This window comes from Arthrobacter sp. Y3225116 (assembly GCF_059091245.1).
Genome location: NZ_JBNHGL010000360.1, coordinates 1 through 2,138, shown reverse-complemented (window position 1 = coordinate 2,138; position 2,138 = coordinate 1). Strand labels below are relative to the sequence as shown.

Here is a 2,138-nt window from a genome sequence, read left to right as displayed (position 1 = left end):
CGCGGAGCCCGCGCCGGCGTGCCGGCGGACGTTGTTCAGGGCCTCCTGCGCGGCCCGCAGCACCACCACCTGCTGCGCCGGCGTCAGCTCCGGCAGCGCCGCAGGCAGCTCCACGCTCAGCCGGGCGCCGTCCAGGCCGGTGGCCTCGAGCCGCCGCAGCGCGCCGAGCAGGTCGCCGCCGGCCAGTTGCGCGGGGCCGGAGGCCGCGATCAGGGCCCGCGCTTCCTGCAGGTTGTCCCGTGCCGTGTCCCGGATGCCGGCCAGGGAGGACGCCAGCGCCGCCGGGACCGGGGTGCCGGCCTTGCGCAGCTGCGCCTGGGCCGCCTCCGAAAGCATCACGATCGAGGTGAAGCCCTGCGCCAGCGTGTCGTGGATTTCGCGGGCCATCCGCTCCCGCTCGGCCATGGCGCCCTGACGCTCGTGCGCGGCCCCCAGTTCCGCCCGGGCGGCGTTGAGCTCCGCGATCAGGTCCGCCCGCTGCTCGCTCTGTTCGATGATCTTGTAGATCCACAGGCCCAGCAGCGTGCTGGCCAGGAAGGAGATCACCGCCTGCAGCCCGGCGGCCAGCAGCCCGGCGGCGCCGGTGCCGAACAGGTGCAGCTGGCCGGCGGCCACGAGCACGCAGATCAGCGCCGAGGCGGCCACGCCGTTGCGCTCCGACCCCGCGAACATCCACACCTGCGGGAACGCGATGAAGAGGATGATCGAGCCGGCGCCGGAGAGGAACGCCAGGTAGGTCACCACGGCGATCAGCAGCACCACGTACAGCTTCGGCTTCCAGGTGTGCAGGTCGTTCGCCCGGGTCAGGAACGGGTAGGCCGCCCCGAGCAGGACGAGGGCCGCCACCGCCGATGCCTTGGCGGGGTCCGCCGCGTCGGCGCTGACCCAGACAATGACGGCGACGGTCGCCAGCGCGACGTAGAACCCGAGGTGCCACCACTTCAGGCCGCGGAACCAGATCGAGTCCCCGACGGAGGGCGGGGCCGGCGCCGGCGGGACCGCGGATTCACTCATGGCATCACCTTACGACGGCCCTGCCGCCCGGCCTGCGCGTCGCCCTGCCGCGGGGGACTACTTCTGCGGCGGCCAACGGAACATCAGCCGGGTCAGCACCAGGCCGGCGGCCAGCCAGCTGAGGATCACGACGGCGGACATCCCCAGGTTCCAGGCCCCGCCGGGCTCCACGGACTCCCAGCCCTCCGGCAGGAACACCGAGCGCATGCCGCTGGCCGTCCAGCGCAGCGGCGTCAGGTCCGCGAGGCCGCGCAGCCAGTCCGGAATCTGCGAGAACGGGAAATAGATGCCGGAGATGAAGGACAGCAGCAGCGGCGGCACGGCGGCCATGGTGGAGGCGGAGGGCCCGGACCTGGCCAGGCAGGCGAAGGCGATCCCCACCGCCGACCAGGCCGCCGTGGACCCCAGGAGCAGCCACGCGAACGTCAGCCAGGCCTCCGCCGTCGCCGGCAGGGGCACGTCGAACAGGAACCGTGCGCCCAGCAGCAGCAGGGCCGTTTGCGTCAGGATCAGGACCAGCGTCATGCCGGTCTTGCCCAGGAAGTAGGACAGGCTGGGCAGCGGCGTTCCGGCCAGCCGCTTGATGCTGCCGTTGAACCGTTCGGTGGCCACGTAGGCGCTGAGGTTCTGGAAGCCGCTCAGGACCGTGCCCAGGGCCAGCATTGCGGGCAGGAAGTACTCGGCCGGGCGCAGCAGCGACTCCGGCCGCGCCGGATCGCCCATCGACGCGTCCTCGCCGAAGACGGTGCTGAACAGGCCCATCATGATCAGCGGGAACAGCAGGGTGAAGACCACCGCGGCCGGGTCGCGCGAGAACATCCGCACCTCCAGCAGCGTCCGTTTCCAGCCCAGCAGCAGCGCGTTCGGCCGCCAGGCCCGGACTGCCCCGGATGGGCCGGACGTCGAGGGGGCGGATGTCGAGGGGGACGGGGCATTCATGAGGCGTCGGTCCTGTCCGTGGCGTGCTGCTGCAGCAGCTGAAGGTAGATGTCCTCGAGGTGCGGCACGCGCACCTGCAGGTTGGCCGGCTCGTGCCGCCCGCCGCCGCTGAGCCGGTGCACCAGCGCCGCCGGCTCGTCGGTGGTCTCGAGGTGGTCGCCGGCCCCGTCCGTCCAGCTGACTTT

The 2,138-nt window shown here is 72.5% G+C and carries 2 protein-coding genes and 1 pseudogene; all 3 read right to left on the bottom strand.

Annotated elements, in window-relative coordinates; translation table 11 throughout:
* Window positions 1-1,014 (bottom strand): sensor histidine kinase (locus tag AC5RV2_RS17325; protein ID WP_494093364.1); only part of this gene is annotated, 1,014 nt, incomplete at its 3' end.
* Between the two features lie 57 nt (window positions 1,015-1,071).
* On the bottom strand, window positions 1,072-1,953 hold the full coding sequence (locus tag AC5RV2_RS17320) for an ABC transporter permease (RefSeq protein WP_494093363.1): 882 nt from the start codon (window positions 1,951-1,953) through the stop codon (window positions 1,072-1,074).
* Window positions 1,950-2,138, bottom strand: a pseudogene (locus AC5RV2_RS17315) (ABC transporter ATP-binding protein); the annotation flags it as partial. The gene AC5RV2_RS17320 and the pseudogene AC5RV2_RS17315, both read right to left, overlap by 4 nt.

Excerpts from the sequence above, each read along its gene's own strand:
- AC5RV2_RS17320 (WP_494093363.1), bottom strand. The coding sequence starts at position 1,953 with ATGAATGCCCCGTCCCCCTCGACATCCGCCCCCTCGACGTCCGGCCCA.